Origin of the sequence: Flavobacterium sp., from assembly GCF_027531905.1 — a bacterium.
Lineage (GTDB): Bacteria > Bacteroidota > Bacteroidia > Flavobacteriales > Flavobacteriaceae > Flavobacterium.
On sequence record NZ_JAPZSU010000011.1, the window covers coordinates 12,922 to 31,206 of the forward strand.

The 18,285-nt window shown below is 36.2% G+C and carries 17 protein-coding genes; 11 read left to right on the top strand and 6 right to left on the bottom strand.

Translation table 11 applies throughout. The features are described from left to right. Positions 1-129 precede the first annotated feature (129 nt). The 4 genes from O9307_RS03375 to O9307_RS03390 all read left to right on the top strand — a co-directional run bounded on the left by O9307_RS03375 (position 130) and on the right by O9307_RS03390 (position 2,747). Positions 130-429 (top strand): nucleotidyltransferase domain-containing protein, encoded by a 300-nt coding sequence (locus O9307_RS03375; protein WP_298295334.1) that lies wholly within the window; start codon positions 130-132, stop codon positions 427-429. Next, entirely contained in the window at positions 422-766 is a 345-nt protein-coding gene (locus O9307_RS03380; protein WP_298295336.1) for a HepT-like ribonuclease domain-containing protein, read from the top strand. The genes O9307_RS03375 and O9307_RS03380 overlap by 8 nt, the downstream gene beginning before the upstream one ends. A 104-nt stretch (positions 767-870) precedes the next feature. Further along, positions 871-1,803 (top strand): alpha/beta hydrolase, encoded by a 933-nt coding sequence (locus tag O9307_RS03385; RefSeq protein ID WP_298295338.1) that lies wholly within the window; start codon positions 871-873, stop codon positions 1,801-1,803. Between the two features lie 206 nt (positions 1,804-2,009). After that, a complete protein-coding gene (locus O9307_RS03390) occupies positions 2,010-2,747 on the top strand; it encodes a carboxypeptidase-like regulatory domain-containing protein (protein ID WP_298295340.1) in 738 nt (245 codons plus the stop codon). A gap of 20 nt (positions 2,748-2,767) precedes the next feature. Here O9307_RS03390 and O9307_RS03395 read toward each other — a convergent pair whose 3' ends face one another. After that, positions 2,768-3,940: a Pycsar system effector family protein gene (locus O9307_RS03395; RefSeq protein ID WP_298295342.1), complete on the bottom strand. Its 1,173-nt coding sequence runs from the start codon at positions 3,938-3,940 to the stop codon at positions 2,768-2,770. A gap of 25 nt (positions 3,941-3,965) precedes the next feature. Between O9307_RS03395 and O9307_RS03400 the strand changes: the two genes are divergently transcribed. Next, entirely contained in the window at positions 3,966-7,694 is a 3,729-nt protein-coding gene (locus O9307_RS03400) for a metallophosphoesterase (protein ID WP_298295344.1), read from the top strand. Here O9307_RS03400 and O9307_RS03405 read toward each other — a convergent pair. Continuing rightward, positions 7,677-8,555, bottom strand: coding sequence for a hypothetical protein (locus O9307_RS03405; RefSeq protein WP_298295346.1), 879 nt, complete (start codon positions 8,553-8,555; stop codon positions 7,677-7,679). The genes O9307_RS03400 and O9307_RS03405 overlap by 18 nt on opposite strands. 498 nt (positions 8,556-9,053) lie before the next feature. Here O9307_RS03405 and O9307_RS03410 point away from each other — a divergent pair, with 498 nt between their 5' ends. After that, positions 9,054-9,341, top strand: a complete 288-nt coding sequence (locus tag O9307_RS03410; protein WP_298295348.1) for a hypothetical protein — start codon at positions 9,054-9,056, stop codon at positions 9,339-9,341. Between the two features lie 52 nt (positions 9,342-9,393). After that, complete coding sequence (locus O9307_RS03415; protein ID WP_298295350.1) at positions 9,394-9,873, top strand: hypothetical protein; 480 nt, start codon at positions 9,394-9,396, stop codon at positions 9,871-9,873. A gap of 76 nt (positions 9,874-9,949) precedes the next feature. On the opposite strand, the gene O9307_RS03420 is transcribed toward O9307_RS03415, so the two are convergent. Beyond that, positions 9,950-10,375, bottom strand: a complete 426-nt coding sequence (locus O9307_RS03420) for a DUF1573 domain-containing protein (RefSeq protein ID WP_298295353.1) — start codon at positions 10,373-10,375, stop codon at positions 9,950-9,952. Between the two features lie 163 nt (positions 10,376-10,538). Here O9307_RS03420 and O9307_RS03425 point away from each other — a divergent pair, with 163 nt between their 5' ends. Genes O9307_RS03425 through O9307_RS03440 form a run of 4 tightly spaced genes read left to right on the top strand, consistent with a single transcriptional unit; the run spans position 10,539 to position 14,335 of the window. Further along, on the top strand, positions 10,539-11,804 hold the full coding sequence (locus O9307_RS03425) for a HAMP domain-containing sensor histidine kinase (protein WP_298295355.1): 1,266 nt from the start codon (positions 10,539-10,541) through the stop codon (positions 11,802-11,804). After that, positions 11,797-12,483, top strand: coding sequence for a response regulator transcription factor (locus O9307_RS03430; RefSeq protein ID WP_298295357.1), 687 nt, complete (start codon positions 11,797-11,799; stop codon positions 12,481-12,483). Before O9307_RS03425 ends, O9307_RS03430 begins: the two co-directional genes overlap by 8 nt. Before the next feature lie 57 nt (positions 12,484-12,540). Further along, a complete protein-coding gene (locus O9307_RS03435; protein ID WP_298295359.1) occupies positions 12,541-13,278 on the top strand; it encodes a hypothetical protein in 738 nt (245 codons plus the stop codon). A 4-nt stretch (positions 13,279-13,282) separates the two neighbouring features. Next, positions 13,283-14,335 (top strand): PCMD domain-containing protein, encoded by a 1,053-nt coding sequence (locus O9307_RS03440; RefSeq protein ID WP_298295360.1) that lies wholly within the window; start codon positions 13,283-13,285, stop codon positions 14,333-14,335. Positions 14,336-14,418: 83 nt separating this feature from the next. Here O9307_RS03440 and O9307_RS03445 read toward each other — a convergent pair whose 3' ends face one another. The 3 genes from O9307_RS03445 to O9307_RS03455 form a co-directional block, all read right to left on the bottom strand. Then, positions 14,419-15,960, bottom strand: a complete 1,542-nt coding sequence (locus O9307_RS03445; protein WP_298295362.1) for an acyl-CoA carboxylase subunit beta — start codon at positions 15,958-15,960, stop codon at positions 14,419-14,421. A 242-nt stretch (positions 15,961-16,202) separates the two neighbouring features. Continuing rightward, positions 16,203-17,642: an acetyl-CoA carboxylase biotin carboxylase subunit gene (locus O9307_RS03450; protein ID WP_298295364.1), complete on the bottom strand. Its 1,440-nt coding sequence runs from the start codon at positions 17,640-17,642 to the stop codon at positions 16,203-16,205. Between the two features lie 127 nt (positions 17,643-17,769). Next, positions 17,770-18,255 (bottom strand): acetyl-CoA carboxylase biotin carboxyl carrier protein subunit, encoded by a 486-nt coding sequence (locus O9307_RS03455; RefSeq protein WP_298295366.1) that lies wholly within the window; start codon positions 18,253-18,255, stop codon positions 17,770-17,772. Positions 18,256-18,285 lie beyond the last annotated feature (30 nt).

Below are 18,285 nucleotides of genomic sequence, written 5' to 3' on the forward strand. Positions count from 1 at the left end.
GCGAATGTATCCGACTTAGCAGTATTGTTGTTTCGTTTGGTAATCCAAACCCACTGTAGAGTCAGAACGTTTTGAGAAATGCTTTAACCGCACATTGAAAGAACAAGACGATTTTGTATATTTGAAGCTATGAATTTTATTAGTCAAAATATTGAACTTATTACTGCGCTTTGTAAATCACACAAAGTAAAGCGTTTATATGCGTTTGGTTCTGTATTAACTGATAAATTTAATGAGCAAAGTGATATAGATTTAATCGTCGATTTTAGTGATATCCAATTGCTTGATTACGCCGATAATTATTTTGACTTTAAATTTTCTCTTGAAGACATTCTAAAAAGACCCGTGGATCTATTGGAAGAAAAAGCGATAAAAAATCCATACTTCAAAAAGGCTATCGAAAAAAATAAGCAATTGATTTATGGATAATTATATTTACGCTTGGCTTTATGACATAAAAACTTCAATAGAAGAAATTGAAAGTTATTTTCCAACAGGTAAAGTTTTTCAACATTATCATGAAGATTTAAAAACTAAACGCGCAGTTGAGAGAAATATTGAAATTATTGGAGAAGCAATGAGTAGAATTTTGAAAATTGAACCACAAATCGCAATTTCAAACTCTAGAAAAATAGTTGATGCACGAAACAAAATAATTCATGGATATGATGCAATTTCAGATGACGTAATTTGGGGAATCGTAGTCAACAATCTTCCAATCTTAAAAAGTGAAGTGGAAATTTTATTGCCGCTCAACGAAGACTAGCGAGTTCATTATTTGTGCTCTACGAATGGTTCCGCCCCTAAAGTCAATCAATACCTCACTTCCGCTCAGCAAACGTCTCCGATATGGTTTAAGAACATGCAATTATGAATAGACTTATTATACTGTTTTTGACTTTTTTATTAGGTTCTATGAATTGTAATGGACAGAAAATGTCTATTCCTAAAATGGAGAAAGTCTTTCTTGACGAAACCGATAAAACAAAAAATTGCTACACAATAATTTATCCGCCAAAACTTCCTTGGAGAGGATATATTTTTCTAATTCCTGGTTTTGGAGAAACAGCAGAAAACGTTTTACAACAAACTAACTTACCTAACCAATTAGCATTAAACGGCATTCTGACAATTATTCCCACCTTCCAAGACGGAGTTTTATCTTTTGGGGTAGACCGTTTAAGTCAACAAACTTTTGACAAAATCATTAAGGATGTAACCTCTAAACACAAACTTATTGACCAAAAGTTTTATGTTGGCGGATTTTCAATTGGTGGTAGTTGTGCCATTAAATATGCTGAAAACGCACTAATTAAACCAACAGCCGTTTTTGCAATTGACCCACCACTCGACTTTGAAAGATTTTACAATTCCGCAAAAAGAGATATTCGGCTTTCAAAAGACAAGGAAGCCAATCAAGAGAATGTTTATATGATAGACAGACTTGAAAAAGAAACTGGTGGAAGTCCAACAACCGTCCTCTCCGAGTATTACACTATATCGCCTTACTCCTTTTCAGACACAACTCAAAGAGCAATTAAACAATTAATAAAAATACCTTTGAGAATTTACACAGAACCTGACATAAATTGGTGGTTGAAAGAACGAGGTTTGGACTTTACGAGTATGAATGCAGCAGAATGTTCCGCTATGATAAATGAACTAAATAGACTTGGAAATCAAAGTGCAGCATTAATAACAACACAAAATAAAGGCTATAGAAAACCCAACAATAAAAGACATCCACATTCTTGGAGTATTGTCGATAATGAGAAATTAATAAAATGGCTGCTACAACAGTAATAACCCGATCTGCGAATGTCTCCGCCTTCGCAACATTGTAGTTACATTTTATATTCTGTGCAAGTATCAAAATCTTTAGACTTGTATCACTACAGATTATCGGATATAGCTATCCTTTAACCTATTACCTTCATAAATTACAAATAGCCATTCACAAAAAGTCGGAATATTTTTATTAGTTTTGCCACTCATAAAAACTTTATTAAATGAAAAGTATCCTTTTTCCCCTTGTAACGTTAGCCTCTGTTTTGTTTTTCTCTTGCAGTAAAAACGATGATGAAACCATAGTTCCAACAAAAGCAGCTATTTCTGGATCGGTCATTCTTTACGATGAAGGAACAACGCTTTTGGACAAATCGAATATGACCGTAAAGGTAATTGGAACTACTCCTCTGATTCAAGCTACTACCAACGCTGAAGGAAAGTTTATACTACCAGAAGTACCTTTTGGCACCTACACTCTAGAATACTCTAAAGCGGGATTTGGAAGTTATAAAAAAACTGGTGTAGTACACGGGACCAACGGGCAACCCACTGCCATTAGTACTATTCCCTCCTTAGGACAGCAATCTACCACAACCGTAACGGATGTAACGGCTGCTGTTTCGAACAATCAAGCAAAGTTATTGATTACCACCTACCCTGCAGGAAATACAGCAAACCGTCGCTATGTACGATACTTTTTATCTACCAGTCCTCAAGTAAGTGCCACCAATTACACTTATTTTTCTGCTGTATTTGTGGCGCAAATTAATCCTTTTGAAAAAACCATCACCCAAACCGAACTACTTTCTGCTGGTTTTGCTTCCGGCCAACAAGTGTATGTGAGAGCCTACGGAGATTCGTTTTGGGACAATGCCTATGATGACTCCACCCCTGGCAAAAGAATATTTCCAAATCTAAATGGTACTACTGTTGCTGCCACGTCATTTGTGGTTCCGTAAACATGAGAATTCTGAAAATATTACTCACCCGACAGTTTAAACGCCACCACAAAAGCCAAAACCGAAGCCACAATCCCAAACATAAACAGATTATACGCCACACGAAGCAAGCGGTATTTGCGCTCCAAGACAATGCCCAAAAAGTATAAATCTTTGATCATAGTGTTGTAGATGTAATCACGGTCTTTGATCATTTCGTTCATTGCCCATTGGTATTCATCGAGAGGCATTTTATAAAAATTACCAAAAAACAAGAGGTTCACTTTTTGCTCTTCGATGCCTTTTCGGGAGAAGAAGCCTTTGGTTACTTTGGGACGCGTAGAAAGAATTGCAAAAATAATCGTCGTTACGCTAGAGACAATCATAAAAAAAGTCGGCATCATTAAATGCGCATATTTGGGGTTGTCCAACTTCGGAATAATCGTAGACAAAGCAATAGAAATGATAATGGCATTTACTGATAACAAGATATTCGCTTTACTGTCGGCAATGCCACTCAATCGGGTGTGATTACCCAAGGTAACTTTAAAAACTGTATCAATTCCACGATCCGGTTTGTCGGGCTTATCTTCTTTGGGAGTATTGGCTTTCTTTTTTTCTTTTTTGGTGTTAATTATTTTTTGCAAAGCAATACAGTTTTTGTCTTTTAAAGGTTGCCAATTCTCCTTGGCGTAATCGGTATAAAATTGGTGAATGTTGACCATAAAATCAAAATTAACCAAAGCCCATTCTTTATCGGTATAGGTCTTGTTTTCGGTTATTTCCCATTCCTTGCGAAGTTTTTCACAACTGAACAAATAATCAGCTCCAAAAAGATGAAAATAATCGGCATCTTTTATGACCTCTTCTGAAAGTGATTGCGGAACATAATGCTTTTCAGTAGCTTTAATATACCCACATACTTTATCAATAAAATCAGTAGTTGCGCCATTTTCTTTTAAAAAAACCGTAGCAAAATTACAACTACAAACTTCATGATTTTTACAACTGGTGATAAAACCTGTATCATGAAACCAAGCGGCAATAAGTAGGGCCTCACGCTCTTCACCTTCTACTTTTTCTTCTTGGCACAAAGTTGCAACAGCCGCTACAACTCCTTGGGTATGTGTCAAATTGTGATAGGTATATTCGCTAGAAAGTTTATCTTTGAGCAAAGAAGTGACAAAATCTTGAGCTTTATCAATCAGGATCATAAACAAATTTTTATTCGTCTAAATTATGGAATTGTTTTGGGATTATTGTTTTAAAGCTATTAAAACTAGAATTACCCTTCTTATCTTTATACTATTGCTTCAATCTTGTGCCACACATCAGGCACAATTTGGAAAAGAAGTAGCAAAAACAAGGACTACTAACGGCATTGATACCACAAAAATTGCCCACACTTTTTATTTAATTGGCGATGCTGGCAATGCCGACTTACCGCTACCCCAACAAAACCTTGAACTGCTGAGTCAAAAATTAGCTTCGGCACGCAAAAATAGCACTTTATTGTTTTTGGGAGATAATATTTATCCCAAAGGAATGCCCAGCGACAAAGAACCTGAAGCTAGGGCCTTGGCCGAAACCAAATTGAATACCCAACTGGCTTTGGCTAAAAACTTCAAAGGACAAACGGTATTCATTCCTGGAAATCACGATTGGTACAGTGGCATCAAAGGATTAGAACGTCAAGCGCAATACATCATCACGAAAGTAAACGATAAAAAAAGCTTTCTTCCACAAAAAAACTGTGCCATCGAAAGTGTAAAAATCAACAGCAACCTAACAATGATTGTGGTGGATAGTCAATGGTTCCTTGAAGATTGGAATCAGCATCCTACTATTAATGAGTTTTGTGACATCAAAACCAGAGAAGCTTTTTTTGAAGAACTTGAAGACCTTTTAAACAAAAACAGGGACAAAAAAGTAGTATTGGCGATCCATCATCCTTTGCAAACTAATGGGTCGCACGGCGGGCAATTTTCGCTAGAAAAACAACTTTTCCCTTTGAAACAAAAAATTCCGTTGCCTGTAATTGGGTCAGTTATCAATTTACTACGCAAAACATCAGGAATAAGTCCGCAAGACATTCAAAACAAACAATACACCATCCTGACGAAGCGCATCAAAACCCTATTGCAAGCCCACAATAATGTGGTCGTAGTTTCGGGACACGACCATAATTTACAGTATATTGACCACGACAACATCAAACAAATTATTAGTGGTGCTGGCTCAAAATCTGAAGCTGCAAGAGCCATTTTTCCAAATGATTTCTCCTATGGTGGCAATGGTTATGTTACACTTTCCGTTTATAATGATGGTCGTATCAAAGCTTCTTTTTTTGGAAATGAAAAAGGAAAAGAACAACTTTTATTCGAAACCACGCTGTTCGATTCGGAAGAAAAAAGTGTTGTCGTAGCGTCAAAAGATTTCCCAAAAACGACTACTGCTTCGATTTACACACCAAAACAAACTCAAAAAAACGGATTTTATAAGTTCCTGTTTGGTACCCATTACAGAAAAGTTTACAGCACGAAAATTACCGTTCCTACAGTTACATTAGACACATTGTATGGCGGCTTACGTCCCAAAAGAGCTGGAGGCGGACATCAATCCAATTCACTGCAATTGGTAGACAAAGAAGGGAAAGAATACGTAATGCGTGCTTTGAAAAAAAGTGCTACTCGTTTTTTGCAAGCGGTTGCCTTCAAAGATCAATACGTGGTTACTGATTTTGAAGACACCTATGCTGAAGATTTTTTGTTTGATTTTTACACCACATCACATCCTTATGCGCCTTTTGCCGTGGGCAATCTTGCGGACAAAATTGGCGTCTACCATACCAATCCAAAATTGTTTTACATCCCGAAACACAATGCTTTGAAAGAATTCAATGCCAATTTTGGAAACGAATTGTATATGGTGGAAGAAAGACCAAGTGATAGTCAAGTCGACAATGACTTGTTCGACAATCCCGATAAAATCATTGCTACCGATGAGTTACTCCACAATTTACACAAAGACGAAAAATACCAAGTCGATGAAAAAGCCTATATCAGAGCGCGCTTGTTTGATATGCTTATTGGAGATTGGGACCGTCATAGTGACCAATGGCGCTGGAGTGCCTTCAAAGAGAAAAAAAATGTTACTTACAAACCAATTCCAAAAGACAGAGATCAAGCCTTTAGTAAATACGATGGAGCCTTGCTTTCGTTATTAATGAATATGCCCGCTTTACGCCATATGCAAACGTTCAACTCGTCTATTCGCAATGTAAAATGGCTCAATAGAGAGCCTTATCCACTAGATTTGGCTTTATTAAGAACTGCTACAAAGGAAGATTGGATTGAAGAAGCCCAATACATTCAAAACCATTTGTCTGATAAAGAAATAGAAGAAGGTTTTGCATCAATTCCAAATGAAATAAAAGGAGCCACTATCAACGACATCATTCAAAAGTTAAAAGTCCGAATGCGAGACTTACCGAATTATGCCAAAGCGTATTATGAAGTGCTTCAAAAAACAGTGATGATTGTCGGGACCAACAAAAAAGAACAATTTTCTATTTCATTCCCTTCAAAAAACGAAGTAGAAGTGGTAGTCTCTCGTCTTAAAAAAGAAGGTCCAGAATGGTGGTACACCAAACGATTTGATGCTAAAACCACCAAAACAATTTGGATTTATGGCTTGGATGATGATGATGTATTTGAAGTTAATGGAAAAAACAAGTCTGGAGTTCTACTACGTCTTTTGGGTGGACAAAATAACGATAGTTACACCGTTACGAATGGAAAAAATATTATGGTTTATGATTTTAAATCGAAACCTAATACTTATAATTTGGATAGGAAAACCAAAAAAATAATCACAGACGATTATGACACCCAATATTACAACTATGAAAAACCCAAATACAATGCGGTTTCTGGACTTCCATTTGGTGGATACAATCCAGACGATGGTGTAAAATTAGGGTTGATTACAAGCTATACCGTGAATCGTTTTAAACAAAATCCTTTTTCACAAAAACACATCCTAAAAGCCAATTACTTTTTTGCCACTAGCGGTTTTGAACTTATTTATAACGCTCATTTTCCAAAGGCTTTGGGCAATTGGGATTTGGATGTGGCTTCCAAGTATACGAGCCCTAATTTTACCATCAATTTTTTTGGTTACGGTAACGAAACCGTTAACTACGACGAAATCAAAGGTAAAGATTTCAACCGAGTGCGTCTCCGAACATTAGCCATTACGCCTACCCTAAAAAAGATTGGAAGAATAGGCAGTGAATGGAACTTTGCAGCACTCGTAGAACGCATTACCGTAGAAGAAAGTACAAACCGTTTTATTAATACGCCAGGTGTGGTTAATCCAGAGGTTTTCGAAAGGCAAAAATTTGCGGGGGCTATTGCTTCCTATTCTTTTGAAAACTATGATTTACCAGCCTATCCGAGTATGGGATTTGGCTTTTCGATAAAAGGAACTTGGAAAATGAATTTGGAAGAACTCAACCGAAACTTCACCGCTTTGGAAACCAAAATTAACCTCAACCATCGCCTAGATAAAAAAGGAAAAATAGTCCTAGCCACGATTCTAAAATCCAAAATACTTTTTAATGACCATTACGAATTCTATCAAGGCGCCACATTAGGAGGAGATTATGATCTTAGAGGTTTTCGAAATGAACGCTTTTTAGGAAAACGTTCGTTCTATCAAAGCAGTGATATTCGTTGGCAATTGGGAAAAATCAAAAAAAGTTTGTTGCCGCTTTCTTATGGTCTTCTTGGCGGATTTGATTACGGTCGCGTTTGGCTTCCCAATGAAAGTTCCAACAAATGGCATCAAGCCTTTGGTGGTGGACTTTGGTTAAACGGATTGAATGTGTTAACCGCTAGAATTACTTATTTTAAAGGTAAAGACGAAGAGGCACGACTTTCTGTAGGCTTAGGGTTTGGTTTTTAATTGACGAAGCGAAGTCAAATACATACTTGATCTTCCTTTTTTCTCGGCTTCATCAGCGATTAGTATTTGATTATCATCAATAAATGCAATGCTTTCTTTTTGTGAAAAATGTCCTAATTCAAAAAGAGTTTTCGTTCCGTTTAGCACCGTTCCTCCTTTGAAACCAGCTAACAAAAATACTTTATCGTGGCAAAGCAATACTACTTTACTTTCATCAGGACTTAGGGCTGCGCCTGTAATTTGGCAACTGTTGTAAGTATCGCACGTTTTAATTTTTCCAATTAATTGTGCCTGCTGCACTCCAGCGGCATTTCTGATTTTATAGACTAACGAAGTACCGTCAAAGTTTTTGCTTCTGTTTTTGGCAAACAAATAAAAATAGCCTTGGTATTCAATAAACGCTTCGGTATCGTAAAGTCGCTCCGTTTTTTTGGGTGGAAATTCTTTTTGTTCCGGAAACGAAAAGGAAATTTTATAATCGGCTTTTGCAAAAGAAGCATCGAGCTGAGAAGCCCCAATCTTGTAAATGCATAAATCACGACGGGTGTTGCGATTGTTTCCAAAATCCCCAATATACACATTGCCTTGCGCATCTTTGGTCAGCTCTTCCCAATCAACATTGGTGGCATTTACGATAGTGCACGTCTTTTTGATGTCGCCTGAATTCGCATCTAAACCAAGGAGTACATTTTTATTACCGCTGTCCTCTAATGCCCAAATTAGTTTAGTTTGAGGCATGTGAACCATTCCTGAAATTTCCTTTATTTGCTTAGGCAATTCGAATTGTAAAGTCAAAACACTGCTGTCTTTTTGACAAGCTAAACATACAATTCCTATTAAAACTATAATTCCCTTTTTCATGATTGAAAGTCTTTAAATAAGGGGCAAGATAAGAAAGAATACAAAAAAGATCTGTGTTTTTTTAAAGTATTCGTTGCATCTTGATACCTTCTCATTATTAATACGTAAGCACTTATATAACAATTTAATTTTCTAAAAAGTCTAATTAAAAATGGTATTTAAAAATTATTTTGAGGAGAAATAGTTCATTTTTCATTCAGGAAATGCTCCTAATTCGAAGGTACAAGATTTTTTAAGTCGAATAAACAGTTAAAAAAAAACAAAATAAAAGACCTAACTCCTAAAAACAAAAAAACTATTTTTAACTTTTGTGAACAGCCCCCAAATTAAAAGGCGCAAAAAATAAGTTCCCAATACAAAACAAAGAACTCACCCCATTCTGATCTTACTAGAAAGCAAAAAACAATAAAAATAAATTCTAATCTAATAAAACACACATTAACTGTTATTTAACCAAAGAAAATTGTACACTTTTCGCAATTTTGATAACTTTACAAAGTGAAAAAATCAAAAAATATAGTATTTTTATTCTTTTTATTTTCATATTCTTTATTATGGGCCTTAGACTGCTATTTAGAAGTAAATTCATCTAAAAAAATAGAATGGACCGTAAAAACTGAAAATCAAAAGGAATTAGACTCCGAATTTTATTGGGTGTGCAAAACTGAGCCTTGGTCAAAAACCAAAAAAGAATACTTCGTGAGCCGAAGACCAAAAGTGATTATGGATACTTTTTATACTACCGCTATTTACTTGCAAAAATATTGTCCGCCTCCTGAATGCTAGTTTTTTTTTCAGCATACTTTTAAATTATAACAACAAGAAAAAAATTAGTCCTATGAAAACCTTTATTACTTTATTATTTTTAGCAATTTCGACCCCATTTTTCGCTCAATCACATGTTTTAGTTAAACATAATGGTGAAAAAATGAATGTAAATTATATCAAAACCAACAACAATTTACTGTATTTCAACACAGGAAAAGATCAGGTAGAGCAAACGATAAGTACTTTTGCTGTAGCCGAATTGGTCAACACTACTACCAATGATAGAACAAAAGTTTCAGATAAAATTGTGGTAAGCGGTGAGCAAGATTACAACAAAGTAATTGTTATTGCTCCTAATGCAGCTACTGGCTTATCTTCAACTACTAATGACTCTAAATTCGTTAACAGAATCAAAGGGCAAACTCCATTGGCTGTTCAGCAACAAAACATTATCGCTTTGAAAAGAAGAGCTGCCAAAGAAGGTATTCCTTTCGTTTCTATTGCACCGATCAATAGAATGGAGTCTAATGCTAGAATGTACACTTATTAAGCAACGAATTGTATTAAAAATAAAGAAGCCGTTTCATTTCTTGAAACGGCTTCTTTTATTTTTTAGAACTAACAAATTAGCTTTTAACCGTTGCAGCAACAACGTTTCCTTTAATAGTTAAAACTTTTGGAGTAGCTTCTGCATTAGAAGTTACCGTTACAGTTTTGGTGAAAGCCCCAACAGCGGCTGCATTGTAAGTAGCCGTAACCGTTCCTGATTTTCCTGGAGCGATTGGAGTTTTAGTATAATTAGTAGCCGTACAACCACAAGAACCTTGTACATTAGTCAAAATCACTGGTGTTTTTCCTGTGTTTTTAAATTCAAAAACAATAGGTTTTGGAGTACCTTGAGGGATAGAACCCACATCAATAGTTTCTGATTTCCAAACCAAAACACTAGCATAATTTGCTACTTTGGTTACCATTGTTTTAACTGGAGTAATAGCCGAGAAAGACATTAATCCAAAAGCTACTGCTAATAAAGAGATTTTTAACATTTTCATAATTTCTATTTTTAATTGTTTATTATTGCTTTTTTTAAAAATCAAATGTAATAACTCTTTTTGGTATTGCTGTTAAACAAATTCAAATGATTGTTAACGACTTGTTAATGCCTTAAAAACAACTTATTTTTACTTAATATTACATCCTAAAAAACATCATTTCTTGAAAATCAATCGCCTCAATAGTATCATTATCATTGGACTAATTGCCATTATCGGTATTTTATTGGCACAATTGTTATGGACTAAAGAAGCTTTTCGAATTGAAGAGAAAAAATTCAGTCAAAAAGCACATATTGCCTTATATGAAGTGGCTAAAAACTTGTACAAAGGCAACAATCAGGAAATTCCAGTGCAAAACCCAGTGCAAAAAATCTCTAATGATTATTACATTGTCAATGTGGAGAATGATTTTGATGCTTCTATTTTGGAATTTTACCTCAAATCGGTATTCAAAAAGTTGGGCGTAACAACGGATTTCGAATATGCGATTTATAATTGTCAAAGTGACGAAATGGTGTATGGCAATTATGTTTCGCTAGACGAAAAAGATACTTCTAAGCACTCTATTCATTTTCCCAAACACAAAAACTTGGTCTATTATTTTGCCATTCGATTTCCCAACGAAACGAGCTTTTTATTCAGTTCCCTTAAGTTTTGGTTTGTGCTTTCATTGGCTTTGGTATTGATTCTTTTGATTTATGTGTACTCGATTTATACGCTTTTGCAACAAAAAAAATATTCCGATTTGCAACGTGATTTCATCAACAATATGACGCATGAATTCAAAACACCTCTTTCTTCTATACTGATTGCTTCGAATTATTTGAGTAAACAAAAACCAATTACTGCTGACAAAAAGTTGGAAAAATATGCTCAAATCATTGTCGAACAAAGCAACAAATTAAACCAGCACATCGAGAAAATTTTAACGGTTGCCAAGTCGGATGCCACTCCCTTACAACTCCAAAAAACTACGTTTGAATTCCTTCCGATCATCAAAGAAATCATAGAAAACTGTCAACTCAAACATCCTCTAGTGATATTTCACTTAGAGAATCAAAGCGATAAAACCAAGTTATTTGGCGATGCTTTTCATTTTTCAAACCTTGTTTATAATTTAATTGACAATGCGATAAAGTATTGTGAAAAAACACCCGAAATTACCCTTCGTTTTAGCGATACCAAACAGCATTTACAAATCGAATGTATTGATAACGGAATTGGCATTGAACCTAAAAAAATTCCTTTTATTTTTGATAAATTCTACCGAATTCCATCCAAAAAAAGCAATGAAATCAATGGTTTTGGACTAGGATTATATTATGTAAAAAAGATTTGCGATTTGCATCATTGGAAAATTAATGCCCACAATAACGAGACTTTTGGAACCACCATAACTTTAGTATTGCCGATAAAAAATGAATAAGCCAAAAATTTTATATGTCGAAGATGATGCCACTTTGGCTTTTTTGACCAAAGACAATTTAGAACAAAATCAGTACGATGTTTATCATTGTGATGATGGCGAAATAGGGCTAGAACGCTTTCGTGAAATAGCCTTTGACCTCTGCATTCTCGACATTATGCTGCCCAAGAAAGATGGTTTTGAATTGGCCGAAGCCATACGAAAAGTCGACACTCATATTCCCATCATTTTCCTTTCGGCCAAAACGCTCAAAGAAGACCGCATCAAAGGACTGCGTTTGGGTGCCGATGATTATTTGGTAAAACCCTTTAGCATTGAAGAATTATTGCTCAAAATTGAAATTTTCTTAAAGCGCTCTCAAAAAAAAGAAAAGCTCGAATCTGCTCCCTATCAAGTCGGGAAATACACTTTCGACACCAAAAACTACTTGCTTTGGAATGCTTCCGAAAAAATAAAATTAACCCAAAGAGAATCAGAGTTATTGAAATTATTTCTCGACAATAAAAATGTAGTCCTAAAACGAGAAGAAATACTAACAGCACTTTGGGGAGATGATGATTATTTTATGGGTCGCAGCTTGGATGTTTTTATCTCGAGATTGCGTAAAATTTTGGTTCATGAACCTGGCATTTCTATTGAAAACCTTCACGGCATTGGGTTTCGTTTTTTTGAAGAATAATTTATTTTATTAACTGAATTATTCAGAAATTTGATACTCAAACATAAATAAAAACCAATGATTTCAATTTGCAAAAGATATTTCTTGTTGGTACTTACCATTGGCCTCATGATTTTTTCAAAAACAGTCTATGCACAAACGAATAATTCTGTTGAAATTTCACCATTTACCAAGCTTCAAAAAGGATTAGCCTTTGTTGGTTTAACTGGCGGTGCCAATACTAGAAGCAGTCAAAACGAAAATTTTCTTATTACAAATGTCATTGATAAACAAAAAGATGGTTTCAACATTCAAGCTAATGGTGGATATTTTTTGAGTAAATCATTTGCCATTGGAACCGCTTTGCGCTATGACTGGGCCAAACTCAATCAGATTTTAGAAGATAGCGATGGAATCCAAACCTTTGTCAAAGAAGCGAAAAGCAGTCTTGGAGGGAACGTTTTTATAAAAAATTATATTCCCATTACAGCCAACGGTAGGTTTAATCTATTTAACATTGTTAGCTTAGGAATGAATAAAGAAAACAAAGTCACTGAAAAGACCAGCAATGATATTTTAACTCGTTATTATTCTGTTACCAACAATTACAACTTGGGCATTAACCCTGGCATTCAAGTATTTATCATCAAAGGTTTTGCAACTGAAGTAGGAGTCAATTTAGCCGGACTTTCTCATACATACAAAAGAACCACCATAAACGAAGTAGAAAATACCGTAATCAAAAGCAATGATTTAGATTTAAAACTAAACATTTTATCGTTAAACATTAGCTTTTTCTATTTTTTCAAATCCTAGCAATATGAGAACAAAACTTTTATTCTTAACCCTTATTTCTGTCGTTTTGTCCAACTGTGTCTCAGAAGATTATTTTGGAAATTCAGATCAAAAAAAAATATTGAGTTTTGTTTTGACAAACCAAGTAGGCAATACTATTATAGAAGAATCTACGGGAACTATCAGTATAAATGTTGGCGCTACCGCAAATATCAAGCAACTAAAACCTAAAGAAATTGTGCTCTCTACCTTTGCTGCAATTAGTCCATCGAGCGAGGAACTATTAGATTTTACCAATCCCGTAAAATACACTGTTACAGCTGAAGATGGGTCAACAAAAATTTATACCGTAACCGTAAAACAAGAAGGAAGTGAACCACAACTAGAAAATAGTTCCTTTGATGATTGGTATATGACTCCCAAAAACTACTACGAACCCGGAAAAGACGCCAACTCTATTTGGTCAAGCGGAAATGCTGGAGCTACTACTCTAGGGAACGCAAATGTTACTCCTTTTACCATCAACGGAACGAATATCGCAGCTAAATTGGTGACCCAAGATATGGGAAGTTTAGCAGGATTCGTCAGTCAACGAATGGCGGCAGGCTCTATGTTTACGGGTAAATTTGAATTAGATGTATCAAATCCAATTAATTCTGCAAAATTTGGAATCCCCTTTGCCGCTAGACCTAAAAATTTCTCTGTAGAATATGCCTACAGTCCAGGTACTCCCTATTTGGATAGAAAAGGACAAACTTTAACCACCAAAGATGCCTGCGATATCTATGTTTTATTAGAAAATAGAAACGGTACTGAAGTAAAAAGAGTAGCTACAGCTTGGTTTCGTTCCGAGGAAAAAGTAATTAATGCCTTTAAAACCATCACCATTCCATTGACTTACGGCGAATTAAATAGCTCTTTTCCAGCCTATCAAAAACCTAAAAACGGTTTGTATGCGAATGCAAATGAAGCAGTTACTCATATTTCGGTAGTTTTTTCCTCAAGTTTTAATGGCGATCAGCTAGAAGGAGGCACAAATAGTACCTTATTGGTCAACAATTTCAAATTGATATATTAATGAAAAATCCAAAGCTAAGGAAAAAAGTAGCTTTGGATTTTTTACTAATAAACGCTCACAATTGTAATCTTTCAAACAAAACATTACAACGGAATATTGCCGTGTTTTCTGTCTGGTCTGTTGACTGTTTTTCCTTCGAGCATACTGAAGGCTTTCAACAACTTTCGACGTGTATCTTCGGGAAGAATAACCTCATCTATAAATCCACGTTGTGCTGCGGTATACGGATTGGCGAATAATTCCGCATATTCCGCTTCTTTTTCTAATAACTTCGCTTCGTGGTCTTCGGCTTCGCTAATTTCTTTTTTGAAGATAATTTCAGAGGCTCCTTTGGCACCCATAACTGCAATTTCTGCCGTAGGCCAAGCAAAATTCATATCGGCACCAATGTGTTTTGAATTCATTACATCATATGCTCCACCATAAGCTTTTCGAGTAATCACCGTCACTCTTGGCACGGTCGCCTCACTAAAAGCATATAATAATTTGGCACCGTGTACAATGATTCCGTTCCATTCTTGGTCGGTTCCTGGCAAGAAACCGGGAACATCTTCCAACACCAGCAACGGAATATTGAAACTGTCGCAAAAACGAACAAATCTCGCGGCTTTGATAGAGCTCTTAACATCCAAACAGCCGGCTAAGAACATTGGATTGTTGGCTACAATTCCGATACTTCTTCCTCCCAAACGGGCAAAACCAACAATAATATTTTCGGCATACTCTTTATGAATTTCATAAAAAGAATCGGCATCAATAATCCCTCGAATCACTTCGTGCATATCATAGGGTTTGTTGGCACTATCTGGAATAATCGTAGCCAATTCCATTCGTACTTCATCACCCAAAATATAAGGTACTTTTGGAGTCGTTTCTTTATTATTTTGTGGCAAATAGCTCAAAAGATTTTTGATACTGTTCAATAAAGCCACTCCGTTGGAAGCAGTTAAATGTGCCACTCCCGATTTGGAAGCGTGCGTTACGGCTCCACCTAAAGCCTCTGAAGTTACTTCCTCATTGGTTACCGTTTTCACAACATTAGGTCCTGTAACAAACATATAACTGTTGTTTTCTACCATCATAGTAAAATCGGTCATCGCTGGGGAATACACCGCACCACCCGCACAAGGTCCCATAATCGCAGAGATCTGAGGTATAACCCCAGAAGATTGTACATTGCGATAAAAAATATCAGCGTAACCTCCCAAAGAACGCACCCCTTCTTGAATTCGGGCACCTCCAGAATCGTTTAGTCCAATCATAGGCGCACCCACTTTGAGCGCCATATCCATGACTTTACAAATTTTCTCTGCGTGCGTTTCAGACAAAGAACCCCCAAAAACAGTGAAATCTTGAGCAAAAACATACACCAATCTGCCATTAATAGTTCCGTAACCCGTGACTACACCATCTCCGTAAATCAAGTCCTTCTCCATCCCAAAATCGGTAGTTCTATGGGTAACCAGCATCCCAATTTCTTCAAAAGAACCTTCGTCCAACAAATACATGACACGCTCTCTTGCGGTTAGTTTTTTACCGGCATGATGTTTATCAATTCGCGCTTGACCACCGCCCAATTGGGCTAGTGCTATTTTTTCGTTTAATACTTTTATTTTAGATTCCATACTTTTTTTGTTATTTACCCATTGATGAAATTACTTTTTACCACATAGAATCATAGAATTTGTTGTTTTTAGAGAAATCAATAGACGTTTTACTATTCACATAGCTCATCTATTGTGAAAAATAGTCCTATTTCTTTTTTCCTATGTTGATTTAGTTTATCTATGAATCTCCTATGTGGTTAAATTCGTATTTTATTTGAATTTTACCCAACTGTTTGTTATTAAATGTACCAAGCACCTATTTAATTAGGCAATCGAAGCACTTTTTGATCCTGTAAATACTGTTTCAACGCCAATTTTGCTGCAATCGCAGCTTCTTTTTGGGTTTGTTCCTTTAAAATCTCAGGACTGTAATACTTCTTTACAAAATTGGTGTCAAAATCTCCCGAACGAAACGCCTCATGTTGCATGACAAAAGCACCAAAAGGCAGTGTGGTTTGCACACCCACCACTTTATAATCCGCAATAGCTTGCTCCATACGCTGAATAGCTTCTTCACGAGTGGCTCCGTAAGTGATTAATTTGGCCAACATCGGGTCATAATAAATAGGCACATCCATTCCTTGAGCATATCCGTTATCCACTCGGACACCTTCGCCTTCGGGTAATTGATACACTTCTAGATTACCTACACTCGGTAAAAACCCATTCAAAGTATCTTCGGCATACACACGTAATTCTACAGCGTGACCGTGAATTTTCAAATCTTCTTGTTGCAATGTAAGCGCTTCGCCTTTCGCCACACGAATTTGCATTTCGACCAAATCGACTCCAGCAATAATTTCAGTCACAGGATGCTCTACTTGCAAACGCGTATTCATTTCTAAGAAATAAAAGTTCAGCTGTTCATCCACCAAAAACTCAACCGTTCCTGCACCTAAATAATCACAAGATTTGGCTACCAATACGGCAGCTTCTCCCATTTTTTTTCGAATTTCAGGCGTGATAACCGCAGAGGGTGCTTCCTCTACTACTTTTTGATGACGACGCTGAATACTACATTCTCTTTCAAACAAGTACAACACATTGCCGTGACTATCCGCCATCACTTGAATTTCGATATGTCTTGACGACGCCACATATTTTTCAATAAAAACCGCTCCATCTCCAAAAGCAGCCACTGCCTCGCTAATAGCACGGTTCATTTGCGCTTCAAAATCGGCTTCATTATCCACCACACGCATCCCTTTTCCGCCACCTCCAGCAGAAGCCTTGATAAGAATTGGAAAACCAATTGCTTTTGCAGTACGCTTAGCCTCTTCTATATCGGTAATAGCGTGGTCCACTCCAGGAACCATTGGAATGTCGTATTCTAAAACGGCTTCTTTGGCGGCCAATTTACTACCCATTATATGAATGGCTTTGGATTTTGGACCAATGAAGATGATGTTGTTTTTTTCGGCTTCTTCGGCAAATTCAGCATTTTCACTCAAGAAACCATAGCCTGGATGAATGGCATCAGCTTGTACCGCTTTGGCCACTTCAATAATTTTATTTCCTAACAAATAGGACTGGTTAGATGGCGCTTCACCTATACAAACTGCTTCATCTGCAAAGGCTACGTGAGGTGCATTTCGGTCTACAGTAGAATACACCGCTACTGTTTTGATTCCCATTTTTCGAGCAGTTTTCATCACGCGAATCGCGATTTCTCCTCTATTGGCAACTAGTATTTTTTTCATATAATTATTTTTTTGAGAAAGATTTTAGAAGAAAGAAAATAGAAGAAAGAGGATGCAAAATAATAAAAACTGTTATTTAGGTTCTTCTTTCTATAATCTTGACGCTATTTTCTATGCTCTATATTCTCTATTCAAATTCTACCAACAATTGTCCTTTATCTACAGCATCGCCAACAGCTACTGCAATCGATTTGATTACTCCATTTCGTGGCGATTGAAAACTGTTTTCCATTTTCATCGCTCCCAAAATGAGTAAATTATCGTTTTCTTGAACGGTTTGACCCACACTCACATTGATTTCTAAAATTAAACCTGGCATAGGCGCTTTGATAGCATTTACCTTCTGTACTGTGCCGGTATCAAATCCCATTTCTTTAATTAAAAGGCCCAAAGCGTCAGCAATGGCGACAGTATACACTGAATTGTTCACTTCAATAGTGTATTCCTTCTTATGAAAATCAGCAACTATAATCTGAGCTTGATACCGCTTGTTTTCACTTAAAATATGAAATTGATTGTCAGTTGTCGCAACCACATCTAGCGCATTGGCTGAGGCTGCATCGCATTCGAAATGAAAAGTATCATTTACTTTTAGTTGATAACTACTACTCATGTTTACGTTTTTAGTACTGGTAAATGTAAT